The sequence below is a fragment of the Arthrobacter sp. NyZ413 genome, from assembly GCF_049390645.1.
GTDB lineage: Bacteria > Actinomycetota > Actinomycetes > Actinomycetales > Micrococcaceae > Arthrobacter.
In genome coordinates this window covers 4,179,650-4,204,939 of record NZ_CP155434.1, presented here as the reverse complement: position 1 = coordinate 4,204,939, position 25,290 = coordinate 4,179,650, and the positions used below count along the sequence as shown (strand labels likewise).

Sequence of the window (25,290 nt, the reverse complement as noted above, 5' to 3'; positions counted from 1 at the left end):
CCGTTGCCTTCCGGCCGGGGGCGGTGACCATGCCACCGTTGGGTGTTGTCCTGGGTGCATGGACGATGAACTGGCCCGCGCTGATCATCCTTGTGCTTGCGGCATTTTTCTATTCAAAGGGCCTCGTTGCGGCAAGGCGTCGGAATCTCCGCTGGCCCCTCTGGAATTCGATCGCTTTCTTTGTCCTGGGCCTGGGCAGCTTTGCCGCGCTCAGCTTCGGTTTCCCGGGGGCGTACAGCCACGACCTCCGGTGGGCCTTCACACTGAAGGTGACGTCCTACTTGTTCGTGGTTCCGCTGCTGGTGGGGCTCGGCAAGCCATTGACCTTGGCAAGGCAGACCTTGGGGTCCGCTGGAGCGGCGCGTGTAGAGGCGGTCCTCGGGCATCGGCTCGTCCGCATGCTCAGCAACACGCTCGTGGCGGCGCTCTTGGGCCTGGCGATGTTCACGATCTTCCTGACGCCTTTCTTCTACGTGCTCCGTACCAATCCGGCCGCCGATGTCATCCTGACCGTGGTGGTGCCCGTGATGGGGCTCTTCATGTCGGTTCCCATCATGGAAGACGGCGCCGGGCGCACGGGCTCGTTGATTGTGGTCGAGTTCATTTTCGTGTTCATCGAGCTGCTCGCGGACGCTGTGCCCGGCGTGCTGATGCGGCTTAGCCCTGGAATCCTTGACGGCGCATCCTCGGTCCTCGGAAACCAACCCGGCTGGTTCCCGTCACCCTTGCGGGACCAGCAACTCGCCGGTGACCTCATGTGGTTCCTCGCCGAGACAGTGGACCTTCCCCTCATCATCCTGATGTTCGTGCGGTTTTCGCGGAGTGACAAGCATGAGGCCCGAAGCTTCGACGAGCTGAGCGATGAGGAAATCGAAGCCCTCAACCGCGCCCACTTGGGACAAGGCGGCCGCAGCTACGAATAACGCGGTTCAGGCCATTGCCGTGTGCGCTGCGCTGCGTGAATCGATCGGTTTGGCATAGCACTGCGAGTTGTCAGCCCCGACGTACGGTCCAAAGTTGGGCACTGCCGCGAAGCCCGCGCTTTCGTAGAAGCTCCGGCCGTCCGATTGTGCTGATCCCGCTTCCGCCTTGATGACGCTGAACCCGTGGGCGTGGGCCTGTGCTTCGAGGGCGGCAAGAATGGAACTGGCAACCCTCGAACCCCTGGCATATGGAACGACATAGAGACGCTTGATTTCGGCGGTCTCGGCGTCCAGGATCCTGAGGCCGCCACATCCGAGGGGCTGGCCCGAGCACTTTTCGTAAGCCACTACGAAGACGGCGGTATCCGCTTCCGACGGCGCAGGGCCGGCTTCGTGGTCCGAGGTGCCAAAGCGCGCGTCCAATTCCGCCTGTTGCGCCGCCCGAAGGTCAGCCCCGACGGGGTTTGCCCACGTAACTTGCCTGATGTTGAGTCGCGGATTGGTTTGCATCGGAACCTCTTTCGCCGAAGGGGGTTATGCATCTCAAGCCTAGGAAGCGGTGGTTACTGCCGTGTTTCCTGCGCGTAAGCGTCCGGAGAAATACGTACGGCCCGCGGGTTGAGGGCGGTGTCAGGCCGCTTGAGGGTCGCGGGCGGCGGCAGGCCGCGCTATTCGACTGTCTCGCCGGTCGGATCTTCGGCGGTGAGGTCGGCCAAAGCCAAGCCGCCAACGGGGCTTTGATCCCAGTGCAGCAGGCGCCAGCCGGACTCGGGGTCGCCTTCCATGACAACGATGCCGGTGTTCTGCAGCTGGTGCGCGGCCGCGAAGTCCCTGTCCACATCGGTGGCGCGGCTGCCCGCCCAGCACCGGATTGCAGCCCCGTGGCTCACCACGACGGCTGTCTCGTCGCCTGCCGCAACCACTTTGGCGATAGCTGCGTCATAGCGGTCAAAGAACTCGTGGCCATCGCCGGCGCCGGGCATGCGAGCGTCAAGCTTGCCCTCTGTCCAGTCGAAGACTGTGCTCATGTATATGTGATGCGCTTCGTGGTCGGTCCGCTTTTCCAACGTGCCCGCGTCGATTTCCTGGATGCCATCCAACACGATCGGTTCAAGGCTCAAAGCCTGCGCGAGCGGGGCAGCTGTCAGTTGGGTTCGGATGAGCGAGGACGCGTAGATCGCCGTGATGTCCTGGCTGCCGAGGGAACGGGGGAGCGCCGCGGCTTGGCGTTCGCCGAGCTCGGTCAATCCCGGCCCAGGGAAAGCCGTATCCAATTGACCCAGGACATTGCCGGGAGTCTGTCCATGGCGTATAAGCAAAAGCCTCATGCTGACACAGTTCCTTACGTCGATTTCTTACGTCGAGTCGGCCATCTCCGCGGTGGCGGGCCGGGGTTTCACACCTGGCCCGCCGATAGCTGCTTACTTCAGGTGGTCGACCAACCGGTTCGCGATGCCCGTGTACTTGCCCGGAGTCAGGGCGAGTAGCCGCGCTTCGGCCTCCGCGGACAAACCCAGTCCCGAGACGAACTCCTGCATGCGGTCAGCATCGACCCTTTGACCGCGGGTGAGGTCCTTGAGGCGCTCGTACGGGTTTTCCATGCCTTCCACGCCGGCGATTGCCTCTGCGCGCATGACCATCTGGATGGCTTCGCCCAGGACTTCCCAGTTGGTGTCGAGGTCGGCAGCCAGGACGTCTTCTGCGACATCCAGTGCCTTCAGTCCCTTGGCAACGTTCGAAATTGCCAGGAGCGAGTGTCCGAAAGCGACTCCGATGTTGCGCTGCGAGGACGAATCCGTGAGGTCGCGCTGCCAGCGGGAAGTCACCAAAGTGGCGGCGAGGGTGTCCAGCAGTCCGTTGGAGATCTCCAGGTTGGCTTCGGCGTTTTCGAATCGGATCGGGTTGACCTTGTGCGGCATGGTGGAGGAACCGGTGGCGCCGGCAACCGGAATCTGGCGGAAGTAGCCAATGGAGATGTAGCTCCAGATGTCCGTGCAGACGTTGTGCAGGATGCGGTTGAAGCGCGCGACGTCAGCGTACAGTTCAGCCTGCCAGTCGTGGCTCTCGATTTGCGTTGTCAGCGGGTTCCACGTCAGGCCGAGGCTTTCGACGAAGGAGCGGGCTACGGCTTCCCAGTCTGCACCCGGAACGGAAGCGACATGTGCGGCGTAGGTGCCGGTGGCGCCATTGATCTTGCCCAGGTATTCGGTCTTGGCAATCCGATCCAACTGGCGGTTCAAGCGATGGGCAATAACCGCGAGTTCCTTGCCGAGCGTGGTGGGTGTCGCCGGCTGGCCGTGGGTGCGGGACAGCATCGGGACTGAGCGATTCGCCTCTGCCATCGCTTCGATTTGCTTGACCAAGGCGGTGGCGGCGGGCAGCCAAACATCTTCGACCGCGCCCTTGACACCCAAGGCATAGGAGAGGTTGTTGATGTCTTCCGAAGTGCAGCCGAAGTGAACCATTGCCGTCAGGTTTTCAATCCCGATGGCGGGCAGGCGGCGTCCGATGTAGTATTCGACCGCTTTGACATCGTGGACCGTAACGGCCTCGATTTCGGCGAGTTCCGCGACCGAGGCGGCATCGAACTCGGTGACAATGGCACGCAGCTTTTCCTGCTGTTCGGCGGTCAGGGGGCCCGCACCGGGGAGGACGCTGTTGCTGGTCAGGTGAATGAGCCACTCGACCTCTACCGCCACGCGGTCACGGTTTAGTGCGGCCTCGGACAGGTAATCGACAAGGGTTGCAACGGCGGACTGGTACCGGCCGTCGAGCGGGCCCAGGGCGATCGGCTCCGGAGAGGCGGCAAGGGCCAAGCGTCCGGAGGGCGTACGGGTAACAGCGGCGGCAACGGTTTCAGGCATGAGGCAATTCTTTCATGAACTCGGCCTGCGCCATTAAGCGGTTCTCTTGTATGTGCACAACGCAGTTGTCTCCTCCTCGACAGCCGGATTTCCCGAACTTGTCCACATAGCCCCCACGTGAGGTTCCGGACCGCACGCGGCGCTCGTAGCGTCGGAGCCAACAGCAATCCAACAAATTGAGGGGAACGCTTTGAGTGTCACGTTGATGGCCAATCCAGGAACCAGCCCGGACCCCTTTGGGTTTGACCTCCAACAAAATGCGGGAGTCCAACAATGTGAGCAAGTCCAGCAACTTGCCCGGCGTGCGGTCGTCTCCGCAGACCAGGTGGACGCCGCACTTGCCAAGCTCGCACAGCTCCAATTGGAACAGTGGGAGTCGCCAGCCGGCCGTGCCTACCGGGCAACACTGGCCGTGCAATCGGTTTCGCTGCGTCGAGGGCTCGATTCTTTGCGTGATGCCGCTGCCGCGACTTTTCAGCATGCCCAGGACATCGCCTCCTCCGGGGACGGTCTCTAATGGTCGAACTTCCTCCCGGTGTCCCCGGTGAGACGCTTATGCCTCGTGCGCCCGGATCGGACGGTCCCTTGCGCATTCGCGGCGGCGTGGGAGGCCTGTCCTTTCAGTTCGAGGAATTGCTCTCGGGCGCGTCCGCACTGGACGACGTCGTCTGTTTACTCCAATCCGTCGAATCGGAAGCCGCGCTCCTAAGCCTGGCCCTTTTGCCGCACCAATCCTCCGCTTACTACAACGGAACCAAAGCGTTCGCAGCCGTGGGAGACGCTGGCAGGGAAATCGCACGGGTCCGTGAACAACTCCAGAAAATATCCACCGATGTCAGGGCGAGCCACCGCGAGTACGAGTACGCAGAGTCGCACGCGGCCATCATGATGCGAATCGGCCTGGGAATGGCTGCCTTGGGGGCCGGCCCGGATCTCGTCAGTCTCCCGCACCGCGATGCCACCGAGGGTGTTATGAGGGATTTGCCTCAAGCCTTCGCACTGATGTTGGGCCTTGAACCAGGCGTAGCTGGAACCGTTGGTGCCACTGTCGGACCAAGCGATACCGGGGGGATCCTGCGGGGAATTGCAGCGGCGCCCGGGCTCGCCCATTTGATGCCGCGTGCCGTTTCAGTCAGCCGGGGCGAGGAAAGTACCAGGAATGTCGACCTGTCGGCGCCCGGCTTGCTAAAGGTACTCGACCAAGTTTCGTCCAGCTCGGAGGGAGAAATCGAAGTGCTCCAAGTGGACAATGCCGGCCAGCGTGCATGGGTGGTCCTGATTCCCGGCACCCAGCCTGCCCACCCTGGAGGGCAGCCCGGCGGCGACAATCCCTTGGACGAGGCGGGCATTGTCGAAGCCTTGGGCTATGGCTCCGCCGAAACCAGCCAAGCCATTCGCCAAGCCTTGCGCGAGGCAGGCGCGGAAGCCGGGGATGTTGTGGTGGCCGTGGGGCATAGCCAGGGTGGAATCCATGCCATGAACCTGAGTCAGGACAAAGCATTCCTCGCCCAGTACAACCTCAAGTTTGTTGTGACAGCGGGCTCGCCCGTCGGAGGGATCACACCTGAGGCAGGCATTGGGAGCCTGCACATGGAGCATCAAAACGACTGGGTGCCCGGAGCCGACGGCAAAATGAATCCGGACACCAAGGACAGGGTCACAGTGACCCTGACGAATGCGGTTACCCTCGCGCCCGGTGAAGATCCTGGGATAGGACCTGAGCACAAGCTGTCACGATACGCCGAAGGGGCAGAACTCGTGCGGAAGAGTACTGATCCTTCGCTCGTGGCTTCAACGGCCGCCTTGGGTGGCGTGCTCGGTGTCGGCGGGATGGTCAGATCGCAAAGATTCAAGCTCCGCCGTGCCCCGGCCCTGCATGCTCCGAGAGGTGCTGGGCCCGATGTGGTCGGTGCTGAGCCCACAGCGGCCCGCGCTGAGCAAAAAGTGCCCCGCGCCAAGCCCTCCGACATTCGCTCCCGCTCCGGAGGGAGATGAGGGATTATCGGCGGTTGGCACCCGAAATCTTGCTGGCGACTACGGAAATCACGCTGATGATGATCGCTGCGATGATTGCCGTCCAAAAGAAGCTGTCGATGATGAGGTGGACCGGGGTGTAGCTGCTCACCCAAGCCGTCAGGTACAGCATGGCGGCATTGATGACGATCGTGAACAGACCGAGGGTGAGGACGGTGATCGGCAGGGAAAGGAAGCTGACCAGAGGGCGCACAAAAGCGTTGACCACGCCGAATATCAGCCCGATGAAGAGATAGGCCAGGATCAGGCCGAGGACGTCGCTGCCTTGCGCAAACCCGGCCTTGGTGACTGCGTTGGTGGTTGCCGAGGTGGTGATGTCCATCCCAGGCAAAATCCAGCTGGCGACCCAGAGCGCCAGCCCGTTAATGAGGACACGCATAATGAATGAACGCATGCGCCCCATGCTGTCATACGCTGCTGTCTTCCGCTCCGGGGAAGTTCGCCCGCAGGACCGCCGCGGGCCTGCAAGTAGGCTGGTTTCATGAATTCTTCTGACAACGCACCGGAAGGCGTGCGCCCTCGGCCGGTGGTGGACCGGCTCCCCAAATATGTGGCCGGCAAGCCTCCCGTGGCCATAGAGGGCCTGACCAGCTTCAAGCTGTCTTCGAACGAAAACCCGTTGCCTCCCATTCCGGCAGTCCTTGACGCCATTGCCGACCAGTCGGACATCAACCGGTACCCGGACCCTTTGTCCACCAAGTTGCGCACCGCGCTCGCAGAATTCCTGGGGATCCCGGCGGACGACGTCGTCACGGGAGCCGGAAGCCTCGGCGCACTGACCCAGATTCTTTCGACGTTTGCCGGACAGAACCACGACGGTAAGGCCGATGAAGTCATCTATGCCTGGCGGTCATTCGAGGCCTACCCCATCTGCGTTGGCCTGGCCGGGGCGGAAAGCGTCCAGATTCCATTGCTTCCGGACGGACGCCACGACCTCCAGGCGATGGCGGCCGCAGTGACGGTCCGAACCAAGGTCATCTTGCTGTGCACGCCGAACAATCCCACTGGTCCGATCCTCACTACAGAGGAAACTGAACGGTTCATCCAATCGGTGCCGGCCGGCGTGGTCGTTGTCATTGACGAGGCCTACCAGGAGTTTGTCCGGGACGGGAATGCGGTGGATGGCATCAAGCTGTACCGCAAATACCCAAATGTCGTAGTCCTTCGCACATTCTCGAAGGCCCACGGATTGGCAGGCCTGCGCGTCGGTTACAGCGTTTCCGGGGCGGAACTTACGCAGTATCTGCGCGTCGCGGCCACGCCCTTCGCGGTTTCCCAGATTGCTGAACGAGCGGCTATTACATCGCTCGAGCACTTCGACCAGGTTGTGGAAAGGGTACAAAGCCTGGTGGAGGAACGGGACCGGGTGACGGCAGGCTTGCGGGATCTCGGGTGGTTTGTTCCGGACGCCCAGGGGAACTTTGTCTGGCTGAATTTGGGTGAGAACAGCGGCGAGTTTGCGGCATTGGCCGGTGAGCAGGCTTTGTCCGTCCGGGCCTTCGGCAACGACGGCGTGCGGGTCAGCATCGGCGAAGTCGAAGCCAATACCCGGTTCTTGGAACTCTGTGCGTCCTATACAAAAGCGCCACGGGCTTCCTAGCGGTTAACAAATGCCCCAGCGCCACCTACTGCGGATAAAGTAAGGGACGAAAGCCAAGATATGCCATTTCCGGAATGCATTCCTTAAATGGCATATATCAGCGAATTATTGCTCAGCGACTGGCTGCAGCAGGCAAGGAGACGGAATGGGCTCAACTCAAACGCCCACCCCCGGGATCGACGGAACGGGACTGAACCTGCAGTCTTCCTCGGGGGAAGCCATTGGCGATCCCGCGGCCGAGATGATCCAGCTGCTGGGGCCGGACGGAAAGCTTGGAACGGATCCTGTCTTCTCGGACTACGCCAAGCGGCTTGATCCGGAACAGTTGCGCGGCTTCTATGCAGACATGGCAAAGGTCCGCCGCTTCGACCAGGAAGCCACTGCCCTCCAACGGCAAGGCGAACTGGCGTTGTGGGTGCCCTTGACCGGCCAGGAGGCCGCGCAAATCGGCTCGGGCCGGGCTACGCAGCGCCAGGATTACATCTTCCCGTCCTACCGTGAGCACGGCGTTGCCCTCACCCGCAACGTTGACCTCGCTGAATTGTTGAAGCTTTTCCGCGGAATCTCGAATGGCGGTTGGGATCCCCGGGAGAACAATTTCCATCTCTACACGTTGGTTCTCGCGGCCCAGACCCTCCATTCAGTCGGCTATGCCATGGGAATCCAGCGGGACCAAAAGCTCGCCGAGGCTTCCGGGGCCAACGAGCCCAAGGCTGCCGTTGTCGCCTACTTCGGTGATGGCGCAAGTTCCGAGGGTGACGTCCATGAATCCATGGTGTTCGCTGCTTCCTACAACGCGCCGGTGGTTTTCTTCTGCCAGAACAACCACTGGGCCATCTCCGTTCCCACCGAGGTGCAAACCAAGATCCCGCTCTCAAACAGGGCCAAGGGATACGGTTTCCCAGGCATCCGGGTGGACGGCAACGACGTCATTGCTGTCCATGCCGTCACCGAGTGGGCGCTCGAACATGCTCGTGAAGGCCGCGGTCCTGTGCTGATTGAGGCCTATACGTACCGTGTAGGCGCGCACACCACCGCTGACGATCCAACAAAGTACCGCGGGTCTGACGAAGAGCACGCCTGGCGGGCAAAGGATCCGCTCGATCGCTTGGAGAAATACCTTCGCAGCGAGGGTCTGGCGGACGAAGCTTTCTTCGAGCAAGTCAAGCTTGACGGAGACAAATTGGCAGCTCATGTCCGCGCTACCACCCAAAACCTTCAATCACCCGACATCCGCGAATCCTTCGCCCGGGTCTACGCGGAAGCCCACCCCTTGGTGGCTGAGGAACTCGCGTGGTTCGAGGAATACTCCGCCGGTTTCGAAGGCGACGATGAGCAGGAGGCGGGCAACTGATGACCACCATGACTATTGCCAAGGCCATCAACGAAGGCCTTCGTGCTTCCCTGACCAACAACCCGAAGTCGCTCCTGATGGGTGAGGACATCGGCCCGCTCGGCGGCGTCTACAGGGTGACTGACGGGCTCATCAAGGACTTCGGCGCGGACCGTGTTGTGGACACCCCGCTGGCCGAATCCGGAATCATCGGGACGGCGATCGGCCTGGCCCTTCGCGGATACCGTCCCATCTGTGAAATCCAGTTCGACGGGTTCGTCTTCCCGGGCTTCAACCAGATCACCACACAGCTTGCCAAGATGCACGCACGCAGCGGGGGCAAGCTGACGGCACCGGTGGTTATCCGCATTCCGTACGGCGGTGGTATCGGTTCGATCGAGCATCATTCGGAATCGCCGGAAGCGCTGTTCGCCCACACTCCCGGCCTGCGCATCATTACGCCCTCCAGCGCCCACGATGCCTACTGGATGATCCAGCAAGCCGTCGAATGCATGGACCCCGTAATTGTCTTCGAACCAAAGCGCCGGTACTGGCTCAAGGGCGAAGTCGACACCGAAAGCGCAGGGTTGGCGTCGGATCCGTTCCAGGCGCACGTCCTGCGCGAAGGGACGGACGCCACCATCGTGGCCTATGGCCCGTTGGTCCCGGTCGCCTTGGCGGCCGCTGCGGCCGCAGAAGAGGACGGTCACAGCGTCGAAGTGATTGACCTCCGTTCGCTTTCCCCCATCGACTTCGACACCGTGACCGGCTCGGTCAAGAAGACCGGCAGGCTGATTGTCGCGCACGAGGCGCCGACGTTCGGCGGGCTCGGTGGCGAGATCGCTGCACGCATCAGCGAGCGTGCCTTCCTCCACCTTGAGGCTCCCGTCATCCGGGTGGGCGGCTTCCACATGCCCTATCCCGTCGCGAAGGTCGAGGAGGACTACTTGCCGGACATCGACAAGATCCTTGAAGCCCTGGACCGTTCCCTGGCCTACTAGCCGCCCCTGATTGCACCCGCCGCCCCGGCCGCGGGACAGCCGAAAATCGAGGACCAAAGTGACTGTTAAGAAATTCAACCTGCCGGACGTCGGCGAAGGCCTTACCGAGGCGGAAATCGTCTCCTGGAAGGTCAAGGCCGGCGACACCGTGGCAATCAACGACGTCATCTGCGAGATCGAAACCGCCAAGTCCCTGGTGGAATTGCCCTCGCCCTATGCGGGCACCGTGGCCGAGATCCTCGTCGCCGAAGGAATCACAGTCGAGGTCGGAACAGCGATCATCGGCATTTCGGACAGCGCGTCCGGCGAACCGGAAACGGTCCAGGCGCCCGCCGCGCCCGCGCAGCCCGCAGCCGCGCCGGCGCAGCCCGCCGTCGCACCTGCCCAGCCGGCAGCCGAGTCACCGATGTACGGCAAACTGCCCGACGGCGACACTTCCGACGCCGGTCCTGCAGGCGGTCCGCTGGTCGGCTCGGGCCCCAAAGCCGACGCCGTCAAGCGCCGCCCGCGCAAGCGTCCCGAAGGCGCTACCGGCCCCGCCTCATCCGGGCAGCCGACCGGCGAGGCAGCAGTACCGCCGGCTCCGACGCCAGCGCCCCCAACCCCGGCTCCCGCCGTCGCGCCCCCAACCCCGGCCCCTACCGTCGCGCCTTCACCCACTGGTGCGCAAGGCGGTGTTCAGGCCCCCGGTTTCACGGGCCTGAGCGCAACAGTTTCCGGCTTGGTGAGCCGTGTCCTGGCAAAGCCTCCGGTCCGGAAGATTGCCCGGGATCTGGGCATCGACCTGGCGGATGTTGTTCCCACGGGTGCACATGGCGAGGTCACGCGGGAAGACTTGGTCAGCTACCAGTCCCAGCGCGATGCGGAAGTGGATCGCGCGGACAGGTTCTGGGGTGCGTCCAAGAAGCCGCAGGAGCAGCGGATTGAACGGATTCCGGTGAAGGGCGTCCGCAAGGCGACTGCCAAGGCGATGGTGGAGTCGGCATTCACCGCGCCGCACGTGAGCATCTTCGTGGACGTCGATGCGAGCCGCACCATGGAGTTCGTGAAGCGGCTCAAGGCTTCCCGCGACTTCGAGGGCATCAAAGTTTCGCCCCTCCTCATCCTTTCGAAAGCCGTCATCTGGGCCGCCGCGCGCAATCCGAGCGTCAACGCGGCGTGGGTGGAAAACGCTGATGGCCAGGGCGGTGCCGAGATCCATGTGAAGCACTACATGAACCTTGGAATTGCGGCGGCTACTCCGCGCGGGCTCATGGTTCCGAACATCAAGGACGCCCAGGACCTTTCCCTCAAGGAACTCGCGCTGGCGCTCAACGAGCTTGCCAGCACGGCGCGGGCCGGCAAGACCCAGCCGGCGGAAATGCAGGGTGGGTCGTTGACCATCACCAACATCGGAGCGCTCGGCATCGATACCGGAACGCCGATCATCAACCCGGGCGAAGTCGCGATCGTCGCGTTCGGCACCATCAAGCAGAAGCCCTGGGTGCTTGACGGGGAAGTCATTCCGCGGTGGATCACAACGCTGGGCGGTTCGTTCGACCACAGGGTAGTGGATGGGGATCTCTCTGCCCGCTTCATGGCGGACGTCGCATCGATCCTCGAAGAACCGGCGTTGCTGCTTGACTGAGATCGGAAACTCTTCGGGGACCCGGCACCAAGTTGCCCGGGTCCTCACCGAGGTCTTCCAGCCGCCAGTAGTGGTATCGGTGATGCTGCTGATCAGCCCGGCGGTGGAACCCGGATTCCCCGGGACCATGTGGTACGGGCTCCTCGCGGCATTCTTTGTTTGCCTGCTGCCGCTCGCCTACGTCCTTCTCATGGTGCGGCTAGGCAAGCTAAGCGACCACCATGTCAGCAACCGCAGGGATCGAGCGCCGCTTCTGATGCTTGCGCTGGTGTCCGTTTTTGTCGGCCTGCTGGTGCTTAACGCTGTTCATGCTCCGGTGAGCGTCTCAGCGATGATCCTTGCCTTGATCGGCGGGATCGCGGTGCTCGCCGCGGTCAGCTTGGTGTGGAAAATCAGCGGGCATGCATCTGCAATATCTTCGGCGGCAGTCATGGCAGTGCTGATGTTCGGCCCGGCTTGGTGGCCGTTGCTGCTCTTGGTGCCCGCAGTCGGGTGGTCACGGGTGGTGCTTCGTGACCACACCGTGGGCCAGGTGATCGCCGGCTCGCTGTTCGGCGGGATCGTGATTGCAGGACTGTGGTGGGTCCTGCGAGGCTGGCTGGCCTAGTACGAGGTGTAGGTGATCGCGAGGTCGCGCAACTGCTGGTCGGTCATGGTGCCGATCATCCCGAAGGACAGCATCATCGCCAGGGCTCCGATGGCCAACATAGCGGTGCTGGCAACGAGGATCAGCTTCCAGTCCGATCGCAGGATGCTCCGGAACGTCTCCGGCATTTTGAGTGCCGGGGAGATGAGGTTGGGCGCGGTGTCCACGGAGCCGTCGTCGAGCACTGCCACAATGCGGTCATTGGCGCGGTCGAAACGCATGGAACTGATGTGGTGGCCGTGACGGGCAAGAAGGATGTCGTGTCCGACGCGCTGGCGCGGTTGCAAAGCAAGCAAGAGGATCCCCTATGGGTCGTTGTGTTGGGGCGGCTCGCGCCCTTGGGGGCCTCTTCAATTTTACGGGCGTCCGCTTGTCCCAAAGGCCAAAAACGGCGTTGGGCCGGGTGAGACCGCCCACCACGACGCGTGATTCCCGTCAAGTCCGAGTGGGGCCCGCCATATGCCGGGCCCCACTCAGAGGGTTAGGGTTCGTCCGTCTTGGCGATGTAGACGTCGCACGGAGCATTGTGGGCAACGGTGTTGGCGACGCTGCCCAGCACTCGTCCGAGCCCCTGCATCCGGCGGTTTCCGACGACGATCAGGTCTGCCCCGATGCGTTCCGCCTCTTGGATCAAGGCTTCGCCGGGCTTGCCGAACGCCGCGGTGTAGCTGATGCCCAGTTTGCCGTCGGCGAGCTTGGTAGCCACGTCGAGTGCGATTTTTTCGGCTTCGTCGGCATCCGAGAGGATCCACTTGTCGCCGCCGCTCTCCACTACTTCGGTGCGCTTCTTGTCAAAGGCCGTCACCACGCGGAGGGTCGCTCCCAAAGCGGTGGCCAGCTCCTTCGCAGTCTCGGCTGCCCTCATCGCGGTCTCACTGCCGTCCACGCCGACTACTACGATTCCGCTCATGCTGAAACTCCTTTGTCCATAACGTTGATCGCCTCGCGCAGCACTGGCGCCAACCGCCGGATACCTTCGGTGATCGCTTCAGGCGGCACTGCGCTGAAAGCCAGTCTAAGTTTGTTGGACGGTTGGTCCGAGTGGGTGAACGCCGCGCCGGGGATGAAGACAACGCCAGCGTCGATCGCCTTCTTGAGCAAAGGGTAGGTGTCCACGCCTTCGGGCACGGTAACCCAGACGAAGAAGCCGCCGTCCGGCCTTGTCCAGTCCAGTCCGGGAGGCATGTACTCCTCCAGGGCCGCCAGCATGGCCTTGCACCGTTCCTCGTAGAGCGCCCGGTAGGTGTCGATTTGTCCTTGCCAGTCGTAGTCCCGGAGGTACGCCGAGATGATCATCTGGTTGAGGGTGGGCGGGCACAGCGTGACGGCCTCGGACGCGAGGTAGAAGCGCCTTTGCAGGTGTTCGGGGACAAGGGCCCAGCCGATCCGCAGGCCCGGAGCGAAGATCTTCGAGAATGACCCCATGTAGATCACATCGTCCGGGTTGGCGGCACGCATCGGTGCGAGCGGGTTGCCGTCGAAGCGCAAGAGGCCGTAGGGGTTGTCTTCCAGGACCAAGATATTCGCATTCCGGCATATATCCACGATCCGCTGCCTACGGGCAGGGGCGAGTGTGATTCCGGAAGGGTTGTTGAAGTTGGGGATCGTATAGAGGAACTTGATCGATTTGCCCTTGGCCTGAAGCTCGGCGATCTTGGCCTCGAGCAGTTCGGGGATGAGTCCGTCGTCGTCCATGTCCACGGCCTCTACCTGGACCTGGTACGCCTCGAACGTGTTCAACGCGCCCACGTATGTAGGGTTTTCAACCAGTACAACGTCGCCCGGATTGCAGAACACCTTGGTTGCCACATCCTGGGCTGATTGGGAACCCGCCGTGATGACCACGTTCCCGGGGCGGGCGTCGATGATCCCCTCCGCAGCCATGATTTCGCAGATCTGGGTACGCAGTTCCTCGGTGCCCTGTCCGCCCCCGTATTGGAGGGCGGTCATGCCTTCTTCGGCAATGATCCGCGCGGCGGTGTCGCCCAGTTTTTCGAGGGGCAGGGACTGCAGGTACGGGTTTCCGCCGGCGAGGGAGACGAGCCCGGGCCGCATTGAAATATCGAACACGTCACGTACTGCGGACTGCTTGATGTTGGCGGCGCGCTCCGAGAAGAGTTCCTCGTGGCGGTGGGCGGCAATGGCTGCGCGCTCTATTGCGTCAATTGCTTCCGCGGGCAGCTCCGGCCCGGCATCCAATGTTTCGTGGGTCACACTGAAAGGATACCCCCGAGAGTTGTCAAATGAGCAACATATGTTTCATCGAGCACGGGGGATTGGAGGGCGCATGCTTTACGTTCGGGCAACTGGCGGCTGGAATAGAGCCATGACGACGCATCCGGAACTCGAATCCAAGGCCCTTCGCTTCAAGGAACTCCACGAGGCGCAGCACGGGCCATTGGTCCTGGTGAACGTGTGGGACGCGGCGTCCGCGCGGATGGTCGAAGAAGCGGGTGCGACGGCGGTGGCCACCTCCAGCTCGGCAATCTCCTGGAGCATGGGGTACCAGGACGGGGACCACCTTTCGCGGCAGCTCGCGATGGAAGCGCTGTCGCGGATAGTTTCCGCCACCAAGCTTCCGGTGACAGCGGATATCGAGACGGGGTACGGGCGAACCGACGAGGAGTTGCAGGCGACCATTCGCGCAGTCCTGGACGCGGGCGCCGTCGGGATCAATATCGAGGATTCTGCCGAGAAGCCGCTCACTGACATGGCCGAACACTCGAAGCGTATATCGCTGATCCGGCAGGCCGCCGAGGACGCGGGCGTTGGCTTGTTCATCAACGCGCGCACCGACACCTACTGGTCGCGCAGCCTCGGGGACGCGGCCTACGAGGAAACCCTGCGGAGGGCCGAGGCCTACGAGCAAGCCGGCGCGGACGGGGTTTTCGTTCCCGGGGTGACGGACCTCCACGTCCTGCACGAGCTGTCCCGCCGGATCGACCTGCCCCTGAATGCGCTGGCCGGCTTGGGTTCGCCGTCCCCGGGAGAGCTGTACGACGCCGGCGTGCGGCGAATCAGCCTCGGCGGCAGTACCGCGAGGGCCGCCTATGAGGCCGTCGCCAGGCTGGCGGCGGAAGTGCTCGGCGACGGCAATTGGTCCGAGCTGGCCGGAACGCGCAGCTACGCCGAAATGGACGCGTTGTTCGGGGAGCGCTAGCTAGCGCACGCGGCCGGGGCGCCCGAATGCCTCGGACGCCCCGGCGTGTCCGGCAATCAGGCCGCGACTTCTTCTTCCTGGGCAGCGGTCAGCGGCTCGAAGATACCCTTGATCTGCTCGACAACCTCGGCGTCGTCCTTCGGGTGCAGCTCAGCGAAGCGGATCATGGAACCGGGGACGGCGAGCTTGACGTCTTCGAGGACCTTGGCGCCGGCGATTCCCACAGCCTTGCGGGCTTCGTCCTGGGCCCAGACGCCGCCGAACTGGCCGAAAGCGGTTCCGACGACGGCGGTCGGCTTGCCGGCCAGGGCGCCTGCGCCGAACGGGCGGGACAGCCAATCGATCGCGTTCTTGAGGGATGCCGGCATGGTGCCGTTGTGCTCGGGGGTGACGAGGAGGATCTCGTCCGCGGCGGAGGCGGCAGCGCGCAGGGCGGCGGCTTCGGCGGGAACCTGGCCCTCGACGTCGATGTCTTCGTTGTAGAACGGAATGTTGCCGAGGGACTCGTGGATCAGGACGTCCACGCCTTCCGGAGCGTTGAGCTGGATGGCTTCGGCGAGCTTGCGGTTGTGGGAATCGGCGCGAAGGCTGCCGACAAGGGCGAGGACGGTGTTCTTGGACATGGGAACTCCTTGGGTCTGGCTGCGGCCCGTGCCGCAGACGCTCGGTTTCTGAGGCGTTTTCCGCCTTCGTTAGATCTAAACGGACTACAGTCCGGTTAATATTCCCGGGTCTAGAATGTTTTTTGTGAGCCTCATCCCCATCAGGCCTGAGCTGCCGTTCGGGGCGCCGACGGAACGCAGCGACGCCGCGCGCAACCGAGAACGGCTCCTCCACGCCGCGCGGGAGCTAGTCAACGAATGCGGGGTGGACGCGTTCACGATGGACATGCTCGCCTGCAGGGCGGACGTCGGAAAGGGCACTGTTTTCCGGCGGTTCGGCAGCAGGGCCGGACTCATGATGACGCTGCTGAGCGATTCCGAATCCGAATTCCAACGCCAATTCATCTTTGGCCCGCCTCCGCTCGGCCCCGGAGCCCCGCCGCTCGAACGGCTCATTGCGTTTGGCGAAGCCCGCATCAAATTCGTCGAGGAATTCGGTGAACTTGCCCGCGCCGCCTCGGAACATTCTCCGCAAAACCGCCACGATGCCCCGCCCGTTGTGCTGTGGCACAGGCACATCGAGATGTTGCTCCGCGAAGCCGGACTGGACCGCGACCCCTGGCTCCTGGCCCTCTCGCTCGGCGCCTCCCTCGACCCGGAACGGGTACTGCACGCCCTCCGGGAGCACGGAATTCCGCCGGAGCGACTCGCGGCCTCATGGCGCGAACTCGTCACGCGCCTCCTGAAAGATGGCTGACAAAACCCTTCGCGGCGCTGTCCTGGCCGGGTACGGTGGCGACATGACCCACACACCCATCCGCACCGCCGTCGTCGGCTACGGACTGTCCGGCAGCGTCTTCCACGCGCCGTTCATCGCAAGCAATCCCGCGTATTCACTCGACGTGATCGCCACCTCGGACGCCGGCCGCAAAGCAAAAGCGCTGCACCGGTACCCCAACGTGAAGCTCGTGGACACCCCCGACGACGTCCTGGCACTCGCTCCTCAGCTGGACCTCGTCATCCTCGGAACCCCGCCCGCAACCCACCACCCGCTTGCGAAAGCCGCGCTGGAAGCCGGGCTCGACGTCGTCGTCGATAAGCCGTTCGCGGTCACCAGTGCGCAGGGCCAGGAGCTGATCGAACTGGCCGGGAGGCTCGGCCGCGTGCTGACCGTCTACCAGAACCGCCGGTGGGATGGCGATGCCCTGACCGTGAAAAAGCTGCTCGACGCCGGGACGCTAGGCGAAATCATGCGGTGCGAAGCGTCGATGGAACGGTGGGCGCCCGCCATCAGCAAGGAGTGGAAGGCCCAAGCGACAGCCGACGACGGCGGCGGGCTGCTTTTCGACCTCGGCACCCATTTGCTGGACTTGTCGTGGCTGATGTTCGGTCCCGCCGAGCTGGTCCACGCCGAAATCCTGCGTCGGCGGCCCCAGGAACGGGCAGATGACGACGTTTTCCTCGTCCTGAAACACGAGTCCGGCGTCATCAGCCACGTCACCGCCAACGCCAACAGCCAATTGCATGCCCCGCGATTCCGGATCCTGGGCAGCAAGGGCGGCTTCGTGAAATACGGCATCGACCCGCAGGAACCGTTCATAGCGGCAGGCGGGCTGCCCACGGCCGGGGCTTACGGCGTCGACGATCCGCACCACTACGGAATCCTGGAAGTCGATGGCGAACGGACTACCGTTCCCACCGAACGCGGTGCCTACCAGGAGTTCTACCGGATCCTCGCTGAAAAGATCGACGACGGCGGTGCCGCCTCCGCTTTGCCCCTCCCGGTGGATCCGGCCGGCCCGGTCGAAATACTGAAGCTGATTGAAAAGGCGAGGGCCCTGGCGACGTAACCCATTAAAAGTTTTTTGAAACCGGAGTAACTTCTCCGGGACCGCCAACGATGTAAGGGGAGTGCGGGCCACGTCCGCACTTGATCATCCGGCCGCGACCAAGCCGCGGCCGGGGTAGTCCAAAAACGTTTGTCGGAGGTCTCATGTCCTTGTTCACTGTCCTTGCCACCAGCAAAGTCGCCGCGGGCGTCCTGGCCGCCGGAGCCGTCGCAGTTGGCGGAACCGGTGTCGCCGCATTCAACGGAGCACTGCCGAGCGGACTCCAGCAGGGTGCCCACGAACTGGTCGGGGCTCCGGCGCCGGTGGTCTCGAAGGCATCGGACGCCGCTTCCGACGCCGCAAATGCCGCAACGGCAAAGGCGACTGACGCTGCCTCAAACGCCACGGATGCCGCGAAGGCAAAGGCCGCTGACGCCGTCAACGATGCCAAGACCAAAGCGACCGACGCCGTTGACGACGCGAAGGCAAAAGCCGCCGACATCGCAGCCACGGCAACCTCGCCCGACGCCCTTGGCCTCTGCACCGCGCTGCTCAACGGTGGCCTGACGGCCGATTCCAAGGTGCCCGGATTCTCCTCGCTGGTTGTCGCGGCCGGCGGCGAAGCGAACGTCAAGACGCACTGCGAAGCCGTTGTGGCCGGCGCTTCCGTCTCCGCGAACGCCAACGCGGACGCCAACGCCAACGCGGTTGCCAAGCCCGCGGTTCCGGCGGTTCCCACCGTTCCTTCGGTACCGGCTGTTCCTGCTGTGCCGGCCACTCCCGCAGTGCCCTCCCAGCTCCCCACCGTTCCGGTGAAGGTGCCGGCCGATTCCGTTCAGAAGTAACGCGACAGTTACGCTGGAATGGCGGGGCTCCTTGGCTTGATGACAAGGAGCCCCGCGACGCAATAGACGGCAGCGGCGGTCGATTCCCTGGCCTGGATGAGGACCGAGCTGCGTGGGATGGAGGGGTCGCGGGTGCTTGACCCTTTGGCTGATGAATACTTGCAGGCGGACGATAATGATCCCGCCCTGCTCTTCACGGCTGCCTACAACAACTTCTCCGGCCCCATATTCGGCTACCTGCGAGCCCGCGGAGTGGACGACCCCGAGGCGGTCACGCAAGACGTCTTCCTGGCCCTCTATCCCAAACTCGGTTCCTTGCACGGAGGACTCCAAGGGGCCAAAACCCTGCTCTTTTCCATAGCGCACGCCCGAATGGTGGACCATTACCGGAAGCGCGAGCGTGCCCCTGAACCGGCGCCTTACGAACCAGACCTGGATGCGCGCAGCGCGCCATCGGCCGAAGACCAGGCGTTCGGCCATGACGGAGGCCTCGGCGTCACCGATCTACTGGCCGAGCTCAGCACCGACTACCGGGAAGTCCTGGCCCTGAGGGTCGTCGCGGACCTGTCGGTGGAAGAAACAGCGGACATCATGGGCAAGTCCCAAGGGGCCGTCAAGCAATTGCAGCGTAGGGCATTGAGCGCACTCAGAGAACGCGCACTCTTAAGGAACGGCACATCATGAGCGAAAAATCCGCATCACAGGCAGAGGAAGGCATCGATCGCCTCCTTGCCGAGGCCGGACTCGACGAAGCGTACGAGATCCGCGACGAGCTCCTGGAGTTGCGTGCCCTTGCGAGCAGCCGGCCCCGGCCCTCGGCCGCGGTCCTCGCCCTGATGAGCCCGACCGCCCAAGCTGCCACAACCCACCCTTCCACCGCCGAAGCCGCGCCCTTCGACGAACTGGCCGCGCGCCGTCGTCGTAAGCGCCGTGCCGGAATCGCCGCATTGGCCGTGGCCGCATCCCTGGCGGCGGGTGCCACCGCCGCCGCAGCGTCCGACGGCGGCATCCCGGGCACGATTCAACACTTGGAGACCGTTGTGGGAACCGTGGTTTCACAGTTTGTGCCCGGTTCGGGTGCCAAGGCTCCGCAGACGCCGGTGACGCCTTCGGATTCTCGCCTGACGCCTGCGGGGGATTCGAACTCGGCGGTCACGCCGGCACCGACGCCGACTGCGCCGGACGCTCCCCGGAGCAGTGAGCAGCCCGGGCCGCGGTCGACTTCGGAAACCACAACGCCCGGTACGCCCTCGAATCTTCACAAAGGCTTGGACGACATCTCCAAGGCCAAACCGGCGCCGATCACTGTTCCGTCGCCGGTGGTTCCGGGTCCGGGAATTACCCTGCCGCAGCCGGTTCCGTCGAACCTCCTGCCGAGTCTTCCCGTCAAACCGTAGATTTCATCCGAGGGTCAGGGATTGGGCTGGCCGTGGAAAAGATCGGATTCCCGCGGCTCGTCGTAGACACCCACGGAATCCAACCGTTTCGGCGAGCGGCGATGGAGCAGCCTCGCGTATATGACGCTCGCGAGGAGCACCGCGACGTAGATAACGGTCTGCAGGTTGCCCGCCCGCAGGGACACGCTTGCCGCTGTCCAAAAAAGAGCCCCAAGTGCGAGCGAAGTTGCCGCGCCGAGCACCCAGTTACCGAACGTTGCCTCGCCGATCCGGCGCAGGAAGAACGGCATGGATGCGCTGGCGAGGATGTAGGACCCGAGGTACCCGTAGGCGCCCAGGATGAAGAGGTTCACTAGTCCTTCGGTGGGGCTCGCTCCCGAGACAATGATGACGATCGGGACAAGCACGATCACCGGCATGACGGTCAAGATGGCCGACGAAGGCGTGCGGAAGACCGGATGCGTGCGGCCGACGTTTCGCGGCGCTACGCCCTCCCTTCCCATGCAGAAGAGGATTCGGACTAGCGCATTGACGGACGCGATTGAGCACGCAAACCAGGACGCGGCGATTCCCAGGTCCAGGGCCGCCGCGAACGCCGCGGACGTCTGTGAAAACAGGCCTGACAGGGGAGTGGAACTGGTTGTGACGTTCAGGGGAGCTTCTTTGAGGGCAGCGTCCTGGGCTGTCACAGCGAGAAGGCAAAGGGTTCCCATCAGGATGGGGGTCCAGGTGATGGCCCGCGGCACGCTGATGAACGGCTTGTAGGCTTCCCCGCCCAGTGTGGTGGGGCTTTCGAATCCCACGAACGCACTCACGGCCACGACCACTCCAATTGCCAACGAGTCGAAGTTGCCGTTCCACGCCACAGCGCTCCCGAGGCTGAGCTTGGGGGCGTTGAGGACGAAGTAGACGATCATGAGGACGGCGAGGACAGCGATGGAGAGGGATTCCATCAGCAAAGTGATCCACGCCGAAACATGGACTCCCCTCACCATGAGGAACGTGGCGGCGCCGCCGGAGACAAGGACGATCAGCACCACGAGGACGCCGGGGTTCGTTATCGGAATCCCGAGGTTGCTGAAGAGTTCCGTCGTGTAGGTGCCTACGACAAGAAGGCTCGCCATGGCTACGAGGGCATAACCGAACATTGCAGACCATCCGGCGGTGATGGCTGGTACGGGGCCGAGTCCCTTCGCGGTGTAGCTGTACAACCCGCTGACGGCAGCCATCCTTTTAGCCATCGGCCTGAGGGACAAGGACACCAGCACGATGACCGCCATCGCCGTTCCGAAAGTCATTAGCAGGTTCGGTCCCGCGGATCCGGAAACGAGGCCCGGAAAGACCAAGGCGGGAATGACGGACATGGCCCCGGCGGGTGCGACGCCGGCTACAGCCTGGGCGAAGACGGGCAGGAAGGACAATTTCCGCCGGCTTAGCCCTTCCACAGGGGAGCGGGGCTTAATGAAGCGATCGACGCGGACAGACACTGGGTACCAACTTTCCTCCGGTGGGCAGGTCGCGCTGCTTATGTGGGACACAAGCCCGCCCGAGATGCAAAACGTTAGCATCGGGGATGGTTTCCAAATGTTTCCAACATGTTAATTCGGGTGAGGAAATAGGCTCCGGAAGTTCTCACGAAAAATTCAATAAAAACCTCGCCGCGATCAATTCCCTGACGTAGTTTTGTTGTCACAAAGAAATGCAGGTGACCGGGATCACGCCGGCGGGCCCGGTGGAGGGCCAGTCGGAACCTTCATCGAGGAGGGCTCCGGAAGCCTGGGTCGTCAGTATCAAGGGTTGGTGAGTTGGGGGCCCCTGATCCCCGGAAGAAAAGGTGTTACATCATGCTTAGTTTGGTCGCAGAGCCCGTCGAAGTCGTTGTCAGCGACGCGGGGCGCCTCTATGAAATGCTCGACAACGCCGAGGCCATGCTTCGCCAGCGGCCACAGCGCTCCGCGGGCATCCTGGTCACCCGGCATGAACCCGGCCGTTACACCTTGGCCCTGCATGAGAGCGTCCCCTTCGGCGAAACCCGCGAGAAGATCGTCGCCTAAGCGCCGTTCTGGGTGACGCCTAGCGCCGCGCCCGGTGATACCGGGCTGTGTTTCTCGAATGTTTCCAGCATGTTAACTGGAGCGAGAATTTCTCGATCTGAATTTCTCACGTAAATTTTCACAAAAGTCTCGTCGAGGTGAATTTGCTGACGTAGTTTTTTCCTCATGGAAAGAATGCAAGTGACCGGCATCACGCTGGCGGCCCGCCTGGGGTCCCGCTGACACTTGCAAGCCGAACAGCAAGCCCGACGTATGCAGCCAGGCTCGACCTGTGCAAGAACCTATCAACGCGTCCTGTTCCAGGACCTGGTTATTAGAGGAGAAGCATGACCATCAACAGTGAGGTTGAATCTGCCGTGGGTACGGCGCATCCTTTGGATCCTTTGTCGCGGGCGGAGATTTCGCGTGCGGTGGCTATTTTGAAGGAGGGTCCGGCTGCTGCGGAGTCGTTCCGGTTTGGCAGTGTGGAGTTGCGGGAGCCGGGCAAGGCTGAGTTGCGGGCCGGTGCGGCGGTGGTGCGTGAGGCGGATGCGGTGTTGATTGACCGTGCGTCGGGGTCCGCGTTCGAGGCCGTGGTGGATCTGGACGGGGGCCTGGTGTCCTCCTGGACGCAGCTGGCCAAGGGGGTGCAGCCGCCGTTCATGTTGGATGAGTTTGATGAGTGCGAGGTCAACTGCAAGAAGGACCCGCGGGTGATCGAGGCGCTGGCCAAGCGCGGCCTGACGGACCTGGACCTGGTGTGTTTCGAGCCCTGGAGCGTGGGCTGGTTCGGTGAGGACGCGCAGGGCCGGCGCCTGATGCGTGCCCTGGTGTTCGTCCGGGACGAGCCGGATGATTCCCCGTACGCGCACCCGATCGAGAACCTGGTGGTGATCTATGACCTGTCCTCCGGTCAGGTCGCGAGGATTGAGGACAACGAGGCGATCCCGGTCCCGGCCGCGCGGGGTAATTACCTGCCCAAGTACGTCGGGGAAGCCCGGACGGATCTGAAGCCGATCTCCATCACCCAGCCCGAGGGGGCCTCGTTCACGGTCACCGGCAACCACGTCCGCTGGGCGGACTGGTCCTTCCGGGTCGGGTTCACCCCGCGCGAGGGCCTGGTGCTGCACCAGCTGAAGTTCCGTGACCAGGGCGTGGACCGCCCGGTGATCAACCGTGCCTCGCTGGCCGAGATGGTCGTCCCGTACGGGGACCCGGCCCCGGTACAGGCGAAGAAGAACGCGTTCGACTCGGGCGAGTACAACATCGGCAACATGGCCAACTCCCTGACCCTGGGCTGTGACTGCACCGGGGAAATCAAGTACTTCGACGGGATCACCACCGACTCGCTGGGCAACCCGCTCACGATCGAGAACGCGATCTGCATGCACGAAGAAGACGACTCCATCTTGTGGAAGCACTTTGACTTCCGTGAGGGCACGGCCGAGACCCGCCGGAACCGCAAACTCGTGATTTCCTTCATCGCCACGGTCGCGAACTACGAATACGCGTTCTACTGGCACCTGTTCCTGGACGGGTCCATCGAGTTCCTGGTCAAGGCCACCGGCATCCTGTCCACCGCCGGGCAACACCCGGACCAGAAGAGCCCGTACGGCCAGACCCTGAACAACGACGGCCTGTACGGCCCGATCCACCAGCACATCTTCAACGTCCGGATGGACTTCGAAGTCGACGGCGTGAACAACTCCGTCTACGAAGTCGACACCGTGATCCCGGAACACAACCCGACGTTCACCGCGTTCAAAGCCGTGGACCGGCTCCTGGAAACCGAACAAGCAGCCATCCGCAAGGCCGACACGTCCAAACACCGGTTCTGGAAAATCGTCAACCACGCCAAGAAAAACATCGTGGACGAACCCGTCGCGTACCGGCTGATCCCGGACAACGCGATCACCCTCGCCGCGGACGACCGCGCCCACGTCTCCCAACGCGCCCAGTTCGCCCGCAACAACCTCTGGGTCACCCCCTACACCCGGGAACAACGCTTCCCGGCCGGGGAATACCCCAACCAGTCCACCGGCGGGGACGGACTGCCCGCCTGGACCCAAGCCGACCGGAACATCGTCGATCAAGACCTGGTCGTCTGGTACACCTTCGGCATGCACCACGTCGTCCGCCTGGAAGACTGGCCCGTCATGCCCCGGCAAAACATCGGGTTCATGCTCGAACCCCACGGCTTCTTCAACCAAAACCCCACCCTGAACCTCCCCAGGGAAACCACCACCACCGACACCGGACACTGCAGCACCGGCAAATAACCCCCTGCAGCAAAAACCAGTTCCACAATCTTCGGTCCCCGGCGCTGCCCCGAAGCAGAGCCGGGGACCGAAACCATGTATACCCCCAACCAGTAGTGACGGTGCGGCCCGAATGTTCCGAACCCGCTGAATCCGGTGATCGTCCCACTACCAGCTCAGGAAAGAGTATTGCGATGCACATCGGACTGATCGGCCTTGGAAAAATGGGTTTCAACATGCGAGAACGGCTGCGCAGGGGCGGGGTGGAGGTAACCGGCTACGACCGGAACCCGGACGTCACCGACGTCGCCTCGGTGGACGACCTTCTCACGAAAGTGCCGGCCCCTCGGATTATCTGGGTGATGGTACCTGCCGGGGACATCACGGGTGCAACCATTAGCGAGCTTGCCGAGAAGCTTGACCGCGGCGACATGGTGATCGACGGAGGCAATTCCAGGTTCACTGAAGACCAGAAGCATGCCGAACTGCTCACGGCCAAGGGCATTCACTTCGTGGACTGTGGTGTATCCGGCGGTGTTTGGGGGCTGCAGAACGGTTACGGCCTGATGGCCGGAGGTACCGCCGCAGATATCGAGCGGGCGCTGCCGATCATTGACGCCCTGCGCCCGGAAGGCGAACGGGCCGATAGCTTCGTCCACGTCGGCGGAGTAGGCGCCGGCCACTACGCCAAAATGGTGCACAACGGCATTGAATATGGCCTGATGCAGGCTTACGCCGAGGGCTACCAACTTCTCGCATCCAAGGACATCATCACTGACCTGCCCGGGACCTTCGCCGCTTGGCAGAAGGGCACAGTTGTTCGATCCTGGCTGCTGGACCTGCTGGTCAAAGCACTTGACGAGGATCCGGGCCTGGAGAAACTCGGGGACTACGTTGAAGATTCGGGTGAAGGCCGCTGGACCGTGGAGGAAGCCATCGCCAACGCGGTTCCGGCGCCAGTCATCACCGCGGCCCTGTTCGCCCGCTTCGCGTCGCGTGAGGACAGCTCTCCCGCGATGAAGATGGTGTCAGCACTCCGCCATCAGTTCGGCGGACACGCAACCCAATCCGCCAAGTAGCAACCCAATCCCGACGGCGGGAGGCGGCTTCGTGCGGAGGCCGCCCCCGCCGTCGGGTC

At 63.2% G+C, this 25,290-nt stretch carries 26 protein-coding genes; 17 read left to right on the top strand and 9 right to left on the bottom strand.

The window, feature by feature from the left end; genetic code table 11:
- Window positions 1-29: 29 nt before the first annotated feature.
- A complete protein-coding gene (locus ABCW42_RS19600; protein ID WP_423182749.1) occupies window positions 30-923 on the top strand; it encodes a cytochrome c oxidase assembly protein in 894 nt (297 codons plus the stop codon).
- 6 nt (window positions 924-929) lie between these two features.
- Here the strand turns inward: ABCW42_RS19600 and ABCW42_RS19595 are convergent, their stop codons facing one another.
- The 3 genes from ABCW42_RS19595 to purB all read right to left on the bottom strand — a co-directional run bounded on the left by ABCW42_RS19595 (window position 930) and on the right by purB (window position 3,787).
- The gene (locus ABCW42_RS19595) at window positions 930-1,433 is read right to left on the bottom strand and encodes a GNAT family N-acetyltransferase (protein ID WP_423182748.1); all 504 of its coding nucleotides are present in this window, start codon (window positions 1,431-1,433) and stop codon (window positions 930-932) included.
- A 158-nt stretch (window positions 1,434-1,591) separates the two neighbouring features.
- Window positions 1,592-2,251 carry a histidine phosphatase family protein gene (locus tag ABCW42_RS19590; RefSeq protein ID WP_423182747.1) on the bottom strand — a complete coding sequence of 220 codons (660 nt, stop codon included), beginning with the start codon at window positions 2,249-2,251 and terminating at the stop codon, window positions 1,592-1,594.
- 93 nt (window positions 2,252-2,344) lie between these two features.
- Complete coding sequence (gene purB, locus ABCW42_RS19585) at window positions 2,345-3,787, bottom strand: adenylosuccinate lyase (protein ID WP_423182746.1); 1,443 nt, start codon at window positions 3,785-3,787, stop codon at window positions 2,345-2,347.
- Between the two features lie 205 nt (window positions 3,788-3,992).
- Here purB and ABCW42_RS19580 point away from each other — a divergent pair, with 205 nt between their 5' ends.
- Window positions 3,993-4,304: a hypothetical protein gene (locus ABCW42_RS19580; RefSeq protein ID WP_423182745.1), complete on the top strand. Its 312-nt coding sequence runs from the start codon at window positions 3,993-3,995 to the stop codon at window positions 4,302-4,304.
- Window positions 4,304-5,782 carry a hypothetical protein gene (locus ABCW42_RS19575; protein WP_423182744.1) on the top strand — a complete coding sequence of 493 codons (1,479 nt, stop codon included), beginning with the start codon at window positions 4,304-4,306 and terminating at the stop codon, window positions 5,780-5,782. Before ABCW42_RS19580 ends, ABCW42_RS19575 begins: the two co-directional genes overlap by 1 nt.
- Before the next feature lie 4 nt (window positions 5,783-5,786).
- Here the strand turns inward: ABCW42_RS19575 and ABCW42_RS19570 are convergent, their stop codons facing one another.
- Window positions 5,787-6,215, bottom strand: a complete 429-nt coding sequence (locus tag ABCW42_RS19570) for a phage holin family protein (protein ID WP_423182743.1) — start codon at window positions 6,213-6,215, stop codon at window positions 5,787-5,789.
- Between the two features lie 87 nt (window positions 6,216-6,302).
- Between ABCW42_RS19570 and ABCW42_RS19565 the strand changes: the two genes are divergently transcribed.
- From ABCW42_RS19565 to ABCW42_RS19545, 5 genes are all read left to right on the top strand, one after another.
- Window positions 6,303-7,421: a histidinol-phosphate transaminase gene (locus ABCW42_RS19565; RefSeq protein ID WP_423182742.1), complete on the top strand. Its 1,119-nt coding sequence runs from the start codon at window positions 6,303-6,305 to the stop codon at window positions 7,419-7,421.
- Between the two features lie 145 nt (window positions 7,422-7,566).
- Window positions 7,567-8,775, top strand: coding sequence for a pyruvate dehydrogenase (acetyl-transferring) E1 component subunit alpha (gene pdhA / locus ABCW42_RS19560; protein ID WP_423182741.1), 1,209 nt, complete (start codon window positions 7,567-7,569; stop codon window positions 8,773-8,775).
- Complete coding sequence (locus tag ABCW42_RS19555; RefSeq protein ID WP_423182740.1) at window positions 8,775-9,755, top strand: alpha-ketoacid dehydrogenase subunit beta; 981 nt, start codon at window positions 8,775-8,777, stop codon at window positions 9,753-9,755. Before pdhA ends, ABCW42_RS19555 begins: the two co-directional genes overlap by 1 nt.
- Before the next feature lie 58 nt (window positions 9,756-9,813).
- Window positions 9,814-11,382, top strand: coding sequence for a dihydrolipoamide acetyltransferase family protein (locus tag ABCW42_RS19550; protein WP_423182739.1), 1,569 nt, complete (start codon window positions 9,814-9,816; stop codon window positions 11,380-11,382).
- On the top strand, window positions 11,375-11,989 hold the full coding sequence (locus ABCW42_RS19545; protein ID WP_423182738.1) for a phosphatase PAP2 family protein: 615 nt from the start codon (window positions 11,375-11,377) through the stop codon (window positions 11,987-11,989). Before ABCW42_RS19550 ends, ABCW42_RS19545 begins: the two co-directional genes overlap by 8 nt.
- Here ABCW42_RS19545 and ABCW42_RS19540 read toward each other — a convergent pair.
- From ABCW42_RS19540 to ABCW42_RS19530, 3 genes are all read right to left on the bottom strand, one after another.
- Window positions 11,986-12,324 (bottom strand): hypothetical protein, encoded by a 339-nt coding sequence (locus ABCW42_RS19540; RefSeq protein WP_133206760.1) that lies wholly within the window; start codon window positions 12,322-12,324, stop codon window positions 11,986-11,988. The genes ABCW42_RS19545 and ABCW42_RS19540 overlap by 4 nt on opposite strands.
- Before the next feature lie 185 nt (window positions 12,325-12,509).
- A complete protein-coding gene (locus ABCW42_RS19535) occupies window positions 12,510-12,938 on the bottom strand; it encodes a universal stress protein (RefSeq protein WP_423182737.1) in 429 nt (142 codons plus the stop codon).
- A complete protein-coding gene (locus ABCW42_RS19530; RefSeq protein ID WP_423182736.1) occupies window positions 12,935-14,242 on the bottom strand; it encodes a PLP-dependent aminotransferase family protein in 1,308 nt (435 codons plus the stop codon). Before ABCW42_RS19530 ends, ABCW42_RS19535 begins: the two co-directional genes overlap by 4 nt.
- Window positions 14,243-14,354: 112 nt before the next feature.
- On the opposite strand from ABCW42_RS19530, the gene ABCW42_RS19525 reads away from it, so the two are divergent.
- A complete protein-coding gene (locus ABCW42_RS19525; protein ID WP_423182735.1) occupies window positions 14,355-15,188 on the top strand; it encodes an isocitrate lyase/PEP mutase family protein in 834 nt (277 codons plus the stop codon).
- Window positions 15,189-15,244: 56 nt separating this feature from the next.
- Here the strand turns inward: ABCW42_RS19525 and ABCW42_RS19520 are convergent, their stop codons facing one another.
- A complete protein-coding gene (locus ABCW42_RS19520) occupies window positions 15,245-15,811 on the bottom strand; it encodes an NAD(P)H-dependent oxidoreductase (RefSeq protein WP_423182734.1) in 567 nt (188 codons plus the stop codon).
- A gap of 124 nt (window positions 15,812-15,935) precedes the next feature.
- Between ABCW42_RS19520 and ABCW42_RS19515 the strand changes: the two genes are divergently transcribed.
- From ABCW42_RS19515 to ABCW42_RS19495, 5 genes are all read left to right on the top strand, one after another.
- Window positions 15,936-16,547 carry a TetR/AcrR family transcriptional regulator gene (locus ABCW42_RS19515; protein WP_423182733.1) on the top strand — a complete coding sequence of 204 codons (612 nt, stop codon included), beginning with the start codon at window positions 15,936-15,938 and terminating at the stop codon, window positions 16,545-16,547.
- 43 nt (window positions 16,548-16,590) lie between these two features.
- Window positions 16,591-17,640, top strand: a complete 1,050-nt coding sequence (locus tag ABCW42_RS19510) for a Gfo/Idh/MocA family protein (protein ID WP_423182732.1) — start codon at window positions 16,591-16,593, stop codon at window positions 17,638-17,640.
- Window positions 17,641-17,783: 143 nt separating this feature from the next.
- The gene (locus ABCW42_RS19505) at window positions 17,784-18,464 is read left to right on the top strand and encodes a hypothetical protein (protein ID WP_423182731.1); all 681 of its coding nucleotides are present in this window, start codon (window positions 17,784-17,786) and stop codon (window positions 18,462-18,464) included.
- A gap of 132 nt (window positions 18,465-18,596) precedes the next feature.
- Entirely contained in the window at window positions 18,597-19,148 is a 552-nt protein-coding gene (locus tag ABCW42_RS19500) for an RNA polymerase sigma factor (protein WP_423182730.1), read from the top strand.
- Complete coding sequence (locus tag ABCW42_RS19495; RefSeq protein WP_423182729.1) at window positions 19,145-19,861, top strand: hypothetical protein; 717 nt, start codon at window positions 19,145-19,147, stop codon at window positions 19,859-19,861. The genes ABCW42_RS19500 and ABCW42_RS19495 overlap by 4 nt, the downstream gene beginning before the upstream one ends.
- A gap of 14 nt (window positions 19,862-19,875) precedes the next feature.
- Here the strand turns inward: ABCW42_RS19495 and ABCW42_RS19490 are convergent, their stop codons facing one another.
- Window positions 19,876-21,282 carry an APC family permease gene (locus ABCW42_RS19490; RefSeq protein WP_423182728.1) on the bottom strand — a complete coding sequence of 469 codons (1,407 nt, stop codon included), beginning with the start codon at window positions 21,280-21,282 and terminating at the stop codon, window positions 19,876-19,878.
- 423 nt (window positions 21,283-21,705) lie between these two features.
- On the opposite strand from ABCW42_RS19490, the gene ABCW42_RS19485 reads away from it, so the two are divergent.
- The 3 genes from ABCW42_RS19485 (at window position 21,706) to gnd (ending at window position 25,231) form a co-directional block, all read left to right on the top strand.
- A complete protein-coding gene (locus ABCW42_RS19485) occupies window positions 21,706-21,915 on the top strand; it encodes a hypothetical protein (RefSeq protein ID WP_133206771.1) in 210 nt (69 codons plus the stop codon).
- Window positions 21,916-22,241: 326 nt separating this feature from the next.
- Complete coding sequence (locus ABCW42_RS19480) at window positions 22,242-24,173, top strand: primary-amine oxidase (RefSeq protein WP_423182727.1); 1,932 nt, start codon at window positions 22,242-22,244, stop codon at window positions 24,171-24,173.
- 173 nt (window positions 24,174-24,346) lie between these two features.
- Window positions 24,347-25,231, top strand: coding sequence for a phosphogluconate dehydrogenase (NAD(+)-dependent, decarboxylating) (gene gnd, locus ABCW42_RS19475; RefSeq protein ID WP_423182726.1), 885 nt, complete (start codon window positions 24,347-24,349; stop codon window positions 25,229-25,231).
- Window positions 25,232-25,290: the final 59 nt, after the last annotated feature.

What these genes read in the sequence shown, in the direction of transcription:
- ABCW42_RS19525 (WP_423182735.1), top strand. Translation starts at nt 14,355, where the DNA reads ATGACGACGCATCCGGAACTCGAATCCAAGGCCCTTCGCTTCAAGGAA.
- ABCW42_RS19485 (WP_133206771.1), top strand. Translation starts at nt 21,706, where the DNA reads ATGCTTAGTTTGGTCGCAGAGCCCGTCGAAGTCGTTGTCAGCGACGCG.
- ABCW42_RS19505 (WP_423182731.1), top strand. Translation starts at nt 17,784, where the DNA reads ATGTCCTTGTTCACTGTCCTTGCCACCAGCAAAGTCGCCGCGGGCGTC.
- ABCW42_RS19600 (WP_423182749.1), top strand. Translation starts at nt 30, where the DNA reads ATGCCACCGTTGGGTGTTGTCCTGGGTGCATGGACGATGAACTGGCCC.
- ABCW42_RS19535 (WP_423182737.1), bottom strand. Translation starts at nt 12,938, where the DNA reads ATGAGCGGAATCGTAGTAGTCGGCGTGGACGGCAGTGAGACCGCGATG.
- pdhA (WP_423182741.1), top strand. Translation starts at nt 7,567, where the DNA reads ATGGGCTCAACTCAAACGCCCACCCCCGGGATCGACGGAACGGGACTG.
- ABCW42_RS19575 (WP_423182744.1), top strand. Translation starts at nt 4,304, where the DNA reads ATGGTCGAACTTCCTCCCGGTGTCCCCGGTGAGACGCTTATGCCTCGT.
- ABCW42_RS19480 (WP_423182727.1), top strand. Translation starts at nt 22,242, where the DNA reads ATGACCATCAACAGTGAGGTTGAATCTGCCGTGGGTACGGCGCATCCT.
- ABCW42_RS19595 (WP_423182748.1), bottom strand. Translation starts at nt 1,433, where the DNA reads ATGCAAACCAATCCGCGACTCAACATCAGGCAAGTTACGTGGGCAAAC.
- ABCW42_RS19580 (WP_423182745.1), top strand. Translation starts at nt 3,993, where the DNA reads ATGGCCAATCCAGGAACCAGCCCGGACCCCTTTGGGTTTGACCTCCAA.
- ABCW42_RS19520 (WP_423182734.1), bottom strand. Translation starts at nt 15,811, where the DNA reads ATGTCCAAGAACACCGTCCTCGCCCTTGTCGGCAGCCTTCGCGCCGAT.
- ABCW42_RS19570 (WP_423182743.1), bottom strand. Translation starts at nt 6,215, where the DNA reads ATGCGTTCATTCATTATGCGTGTCCTCATTAACGGGCTGGCGCTCTGG.
- purB (WP_423182746.1), bottom strand. Translation starts at nt 3,787, where the DNA reads ATGCCTGAAACCGTTGCCGCCGCTGTTACCCGTACGCCCTCCGGACGC.
- ABCW42_RS19495 (WP_423182729.1), top strand. Translation starts at nt 19,145, where the DNA reads ATGAGCGAAAAATCCGCATCACAGGCAGAGGAAGGCATCGATCGCCTC.
- ABCW42_RS19555 (WP_423182740.1), top strand. Translation starts at nt 8,775, where the DNA reads ATGACCACCATGACTATTGCCAAGGCCATCAACGAAGGCCTTCGTGCT.
- gnd (WP_423182726.1), top strand. Translation starts at nt 24,347, where the DNA reads ATGCACATCGGACTGATCGGCCTTGGAAAAATGGGTTTCAACATGCGA.
- ABCW42_RS19590 (WP_423182747.1), bottom strand. Translation starts at nt 2,251, where the DNA reads ATGAGGCTTTTGCTTATACGCCATGGACAGACTCCCGGCAATGTCCTG.
- ABCW42_RS19565 (WP_423182742.1), top strand. Translation starts at nt 6,303, where the DNA reads ATGAATTCTTCTGACAACGCACCGGAAGGCGTGCGCCCTCGGCCGGTG.
- ABCW42_RS19510 (WP_423182732.1), top strand. Translation starts at nt 16,591, where the DNA reads ATGACCCACACACCCATCCGCACCGCCGTCGTCGGCTACGGACTGTCC.